Here is a 6899-nt window from a genome sequence, read left to right on the forward strand (position 1 = left end):
TCTCTTTTTTCGTATATAAAATTACTTTTATAAATTTTTTTATTATTTCAAAATAATTATTTTAATATTAATTGGAATAATATAATTTAATATCCATTATATAAAAACAAGTCATGTATAAAAATATACATGACTTGTTTTATTTTGGATAAATATTTATATAAAGTAACTAATAAATATTATTTTATTTAAAAGTCTTATTTATTTAAATATATTTTTATTTAATCAATAACAATTAATAATATATAAAATTCTTAGATTTTTTATATAACAAGTAATGAATAAAATTATATAAAAAATTTAATGAGTATATTTACTATTACTATTAATTTTTATGGATAAAATTTTTAATAATAAATTTTATCATGATACAAAAAATATTTTATAAATATTAAACAACTATTAAAAATATTAAATTATGTATTCAATATAAAAAGACTAGAAGTTAGTTTTTGTCTAACTTTTAGTCTTTATTTATTTCCGTTATAAATTTTCAAGAAATACAGTCTATTTTGTAGGAATTTAGATGATGAAATAAATGGAGATTTTAAACACATAATGCTACAATTGTAAAGTAATGGATAATGAGGGGGCGAAAAGATAACATGGTTCAAGTAGCAAAAAATGATAAAGTTACAAAGAAAGTTATAAAGAAAGGTCAAATAACTGAATTCGATAATTATTTATTTCATGAGGGAAAGAATTATAATAGCTACAGATTTATGGGGGCTCACAGTGTTATCGAAAAAAGAAAAAGAGGTATTAGATTTACAGTTTGGGCTGCTAAGGCAAGCATGGTTTACATAGTTGGAGATTTTTCAGAATTTAAACCTTTGGAAAAATATAAGATGGAAAAAATCAGTGAGAATGGGATATGGACAATATTTATTCCAGGATTAAAACATGGAACAAAATATAAATATTATATAGTGAATCAATTTAATACTAAAGCTTTCTATAAATCAGATCCATATGCTTTAGAATCGGAACTTAGACCTAACACTGCATCTATAGTAAAAGAGGATATAAAGTTTAAATGGAATGATAGAAAGTGGATTAATAAAAGAAAGAGAAATAATATTTATAAAAGTCCAATTAATATATATGAATTACATTTAGGTTCTTGGAAAATGAACGGTAATGAATTTTTGTCTTATAGAGATTTAGCTAAAAGATTAACTGAATATATTTTAGAAATGGGATATACCCATGTAGAATTAATGCCAATTATGGAACATCCTTTAGATGCATCTTGGGGATATCAATCAACTGGATATTATTCAGTAACTAGTAGATATGGTGATTCTGAAGGATTAAAAGAACTTATAAATGAACTTCATAGAAATGATATAGGAGTTATATTAGATTGGGTTCCAGGACATTTCTGTAAAGATTCGCATGGTTTATATATGTTTGATGGAAGTCCTACTTATGAATATGAGGAAGGATGGAAAGCTGAGAATAAAGGTTGGGGAACTGCTAATTTTGATTTAGGTAAACCAGAAGTAAAGAGTTTTCTTATATCAAATGCATTGTATTGGATTAGAGAATTTCATATAGATGGGTTAAGAGTTGATGCTGTTTCAAATATAATTTATTTGAATTATGGAAGAAATGATGGGGAATGGAAAACTAATATATATGGTGGAAATGAATGTTTAGAGGGGACAACATTCTTAAAGGAATTAAATAAAGCTATATTTTCAGAATTTGAAAATATTATTATGGTTGCAGAAGAATCTACTTCTTGGCCTAATGTAACAAAACCTATAGAAGATGGTGGATTAGGGTTTAACTTTAAATGGAATATGGGGTGGATGAATGATACTTTAAAGTATGTAGAAATAGATCCTATATATAGGAAACATCATCATAATAATATGACATTTTCTATGATGTATAATTACTCAGAAAATTTTATACTTCCAATTTCTCATGATGAAGTAGTACATGGTAAAAAATCATTGGTAGATAAAATGTGGGGGGATTATTGGAATAAGTTTGCTGGATTGAGATTATATTTGGCTTATATGATTGGACATCCTGGTAAAAAACTTTTATTTATGGGTTCTGAGTTCGGACAGTTTATAGAATGGAGAGATTATGAAGAGCTTGAGTGGAATCTTATTAATAATTTTCCTATGCATGAAAAGACCAAGGAATATTGTAAGAGCCTAAATAAATTTTATAGAGAAAATAATGCTTTATGGGAATTAGATTATAGTACAGATGGATTTAAATGGATTGATGCAAATAATAAAGAACAGAGTATATTTACTTTTATTAGAAGGGGAGAAAAAGAAAGAGATACATTAATTTTTATATGTAATTTTACTCCTAATGTATATTATGATTTCAAAATAGGGGTTCCATACTTAGCTAATTATAGAGAAGTATTTAATAGTGATAGTGAAGAGTATGGTGGATCAGGACAGGTTATGGGTGAAGTGCTTGTTGCTGAAGAGAGAGAATATAATAATATGCCATATTCTATAAAGGTAAAAGTACCACCTATGGGAGTATCTATTTTAGGTATTGATAGATTTAATAAGTTAACGGTGAGTAATAAGAATATTATAGAAGAGTAAGCAAAGGAGTAAGAGAATGAAAGTTTTAATAGTTGCATCTGAGTCGCACCCTTTTATAAAAACTGGTGGACTTGGAGATGTTGTTGGAGCACTTCCTAAGGAATTAAAAAAATTAGGAATAGATGTTAGAGTTGTAATACCAAAGTATAAAGATATAAAGTTTGATTCAAAACATGAGGTTGAGTTTTTAGAATCTTTTAATGTAAAAGTTGGTTGGAGAAATCAATATTGTGGATTATTAGAATGTGTATATGAAGATGTACCCTATTATTTAATAGACAATGAATACTATTTTAAAAGAGATGGATTATATGGATATTATGATGATGGAGAGAGATTTGCTTTTTTTAATAGAGCAGTTCTTCAATTTATAAAAGAGATTGGGTGGAAACCTGATATCATACATTGTAATGATTGGCAAACTGGTATGATTCCTGTTCTTAATAAAGTTGAATATGGTTATGATGATTTTTATAAAAATATAAAAACAATAATTTCTATTCATAATTTATTGTTTAGAGGAACATTTAATAAGGAAGTTCTACCAGAACTATTTGGATATGATTATGAGCTTTTTAATAATGGAAGTTTAGAACTTTATGGTGGCGTTAGTTTCTTAAAAGGAGCTATAAACTATTCAGATTTAATAACAACTGTTAGCAAAACTTATTCTGAGGAAATAAAAACAGAGCAATTTGGTGAAAAATTAGATGGTTTATTAAGGTGGAAACAAGAAATTCTTAAAGGTATAGTAAATGGAATTGATTATGATGAATATAATCCAGAAGAAGATGATTATATTTATAAGAATTATTCAGTAGATAATATAGATTTAAAAGTTAAAAATAAGATAATATTACAAAGAGAACTTGGACTTGAAGAATCAGAAGATATTCCTATGATAGGTATAGTATCAAGATTAACTAGTCAAAAGGGATTAGATATTATTATGTACTGCTTAGAAGAACTTTTACAAAATGATATTCAATTAGTTGTTTTAGGAACTGGTGATAATAAATTTGAAGAGGGATTTAAGTGGTTTGCTAATAAATATCCTAATAAAGTATCAGCTAATATATTATTTGATAATAAGTTAGCACATAAAATATATGCTGCATCTGATTTATTTTTAATGCCATCATTATTTGAGCCATGTGGACTTGGTCAACTTATTGCATTAAGATATGGATCAATTCCAATAGTTAGAGAGACTGGAGGTCTTAAAGATACAGTAAAACCTTATAATGAATATACAGGTGAAGGAAATGGGTTTGGGTTTAGAAACTATAATCATTTTGAGCTTATAAATACAATAAAGTATGCTTTAGATATGTATGAAGATAAAGATAAATTTAGAGAAATAGTAATACAAGCTATGGAAAGTGATAATAGTTGGATAAAGTCTGCAAAAGAGTATAAGAAAATGTATGAAAATTTAATATAAAGGGTTAGTTTATATATAAATATTATTGGGGTTAATTAAAGATAAAAAGTAAATTGTAATAGGTTAATAACCTATATTTATATAAATAATATATTTTATAAATTTATTATTTTAAATGTTATAGATAGGGGAAGGGGAATACGTAAATATGGTTAATAAAGAGATAGTTGCAATGGTGTTAGCTGGAGGACAAGGGTCTAGATTAGGCGTGTTAACAAAGAATTTAGCAAAGCCAGCAGTACCATTTGGAGGAAAATATAGAATAATAGATTTTCCTTTAAGTAATTGTGCAAATTCAGGTATATATACAGTAGGAGTTCTTACTCAATATAAACCACTTGAACTTAATTCACATATAGGAATTGGAGATGCGTGGGATTTAGATAGAAGAGATGGCGGAGTATCTATATTACCTCCATATCAGGAAGAAAAAGGAGGAGACTGGTATAAAGGAACAGCAAATGCTATATATCAAAATATTGAATATATAGATAGATATAATCCTGAGTATGTTCTTATTCTTTCAGGAGACCACATATATAAAATGGATTATGATGATATGTTAAACTTTCATAAAGAAAAGAAAGCTGATGTAACTATTGCAGTTATAGAGGTAACGATGGAAGAGGCAACTCGTTTTGGAATAATGAATACAAATAAAGATTTATCAATATATGAATTTGAAGAAAAGCCAGAAAAGCCAAAGAGCAATAAGGCATCAATGGGGGTTTATATATTTAAATGGGATAAATTAAAGAAGTATCTACAAGAAGATGAACAAGATGAATTATCAAGTAATGATTTTGGTAAAAATATAATACCAAAAATGTTAAATGACAATATGAAAATGGTAGCATATCCTTTCAAAGGTTATTGGAAAGATGTTGGAACTATAGATAGTTTGTGGGAAGCAAATATGGATTTATTAAGAGAAGAGAATGAATTAGATTTAAGAAGTAATGAATGGAAAATATACTCAAAGAATCCAGTTAGGCCAGCTCAATATATAGGAAAAAAAGCAAAAATAAAAAATTCTATGGTTAATGAAGGTTGCAAAGTATATGGATATGTAGAAAATTCTATATTATCTCAAGGGGTATATGTTGGTGAAAATACTATAATAAGAGATTCGGTTATAATGCCAAATGCCTATATTGAAGGTAATGTAGTTATAGATAAAGCAATAATAGGAAGTGATTCTGTAATTAAAGAAGGGGCATTAATAGATAATGGGGAAGAAATTGCAGTAGTAGCTGCTGGAGATATTGTAGAGAAAATAATAGAAAAAGAATGTGTAGGAGTTAGACCAAGAGAAATTTCTATGGTATAAGATACTTCAAAATAGTCTGAGAGATTATTAGTGATGAAAGGGTGGGTTTTACTTGAATAATTGTTTAGGAATAATAAATTTAGATGAAAATGAAAGCAGAATGGGAGAGTTAGTTAGATATAGAACACTAGCATCAGTACCTATATCAGGAAGATATAGAGTAATAGATTTTATAATATCAAATATGGCTAATTCAGGAATAGAAGGAATAGGTATATTTACAAAAAATAAATCAAGATCATTAGTTAATCACTTAACTAATGGAAGACCATGGGATCTTCATAGAAAAAAGGATGGTCTTAGAGTTTTTAATTTTGGAGATTATGATCCTTATTATGATGATGTTCATAACTTTGTTGAAAATATAGAGTTTATAAAAAGTAGTAGAAAAGAATATGTTTTATTAGCGCCATCATATATGGTATGTAATATAGATTATAACGAATTAATAAGAACACATAATAATCAAAAAAATGATATAACTGTAGTTTATAAAAAAATAGATAATGCAAAAGATAACTTTATAGATTGTGAAGTTTTAAATGTAAATGAAGTGAATAGAGTAATTAGTATTGGTGAAAATATAGGAAGAGAAAATGAAGCTAATATCAATATGGAAATGTATATAATGAAAACAGATCTTTTTATAGATATTATATATGAATGCATAAAGAATGGAATAGATAGAAAAGTTAAAAAATATATAAGTAGAAATTTAAATGATCTTAAGGTTGGAGCTTATGAATTTAAAGGATATTTATCTTGTATAAATTCAGTTAAATCTTACTTTGATTCTAATATGGATCTTTTAGATGAAGAAATAAATAGAGAATTATTTTTTGATAAAGATCCTATATATACAAAGTCACAAGATGAAGCACCAACTAAATATACTAAAGAAAGTGAAGTGCTTAATTCTATAGTTGCTAATGGATCTTATATAGAAGGAACTGTTAAGAACTGTATTATAGGTAGAAGAGTTCATATAGGAAAAGGAACTATTCTTGAAAATTGTATAATACTTCAAAATAGCAAAATAGAAGAGAATGTTCATATGAGTAAAGTAATTGCTGATAAAGGAACTATTGTGAATAAAGATCAAAATATAAATGGTACAGAAAACTATCCTGTAACAATTCAAAAAAGAAAAGCAATTTAAAATAAAAAGGCAGTTTATACTGCCTTTTTATTTATATATTAGGATAAGCTTACTTAAACTATTCCTAGTGTATCAATAGTAGTAAAATAATGAATTTAATAGTATTTAAAAGAATTTAAGGAATATATTAATTAAACAAGTAAAAATAAATATATATAAGAAATAGTATATGATATCATTAAGTCCGTTGCTTGAAAGACAAACAACTTTTAAGTTCGAACTTATATTTAGAATATGTCGAACTAAGTTGACAAATGTTGAGTAAAGTGGTAAGATATTATTGTTGTTTAGAAGAGGAAACACTTTGAAAGTTTAGAAAACTTTATAAAAAAAGTTGTTGACAGAAAACTTCTTAAATGATAAGATAAACGAGTCGCT

General features: G+C 26.3%; 4 protein-coding genes. All 4 read left to right on the forward strand.

All coding sequences use genetic code 11. The features are described from left to right. Positions 1-605 precede the first annotated feature (605 nt). The 4 genes from glgB to glgD all read left to right on the forward strand — a co-directional run bounded on the left by glgB (position 606) and on the right by glgD (position 6521). Positions 606-2588: a 1,4-alpha-glucan branching protein GlgB gene (gene glgB, locus O212_RS0113305; RefSeq protein ID WP_035279564.1), complete on the forward strand. Its 1983-nt coding sequence runs from the start codon at positions 606-608 to the stop codon at positions 2586-2588. Positions 2589-2604: 16 nt separating this feature from the next. After that, positions 2605-4032 (forward strand): glycogen synthase GlgA, encoded by a 1428-nt coding sequence (glgA, locus tag O212_RS0113310; protein WP_024615592.1) that lies wholly within the window; start codon positions 2605-2607, stop codon positions 4030-4032. A 148-nt stretch (positions 4033-4180) separates the two neighbouring features. Next, entirely contained in the window at positions 4181-5362 is a 1182-nt protein-coding gene (locus O212_RS0113315; RefSeq protein ID WP_024615593.1) for a glucose-1-phosphate adenylyltransferase, read from the forward strand. A 52-nt stretch (positions 5363-5414) separates the two neighbouring features. Next, the gene (gene glgD / locus O212_RS0113320) at positions 5415-6521 is read left to right on the forward strand and encodes a glucose-1-phosphate adenylyltransferase subunit GlgD (protein WP_024615594.1); all 1107 of its coding nucleotides are present in this window, start codon (positions 5415-5417) and stop codon (positions 6519-6521) included. The last annotated feature ends 378 nt before the right edge of the window (positions 6522-6899 follow it).

It is taken from the genome of Clostridium sp. Ade.TY (assembly GCF_000498355.1).
GTDB lineage: Bacteria > Bacillota > Clostridia > Clostridiales > Clostridiaceae > Clostridium.

Coding starts and splice junctions, on each gene's coding strand:
- glgB (WP_035279564.1), top strand. CDS start 606: ATGGTTCAAGTAGCAAAAAATGATAAAGTTACAAAGAAAGTTATAAAG.
- glgA (WP_024615592.1), top strand. CDS start 2,605: ATGAAAGTTTTAATAGTTGCATCTGAGTCGCACCCTTTTATAAAAACT.
- O212_RS0113315 (WP_024615593.1), top strand. CDS start 4,181: ATGGTTAATAAAGAGATAGTTGCAATGGTGTTAGCTGGAGGACAAGGG.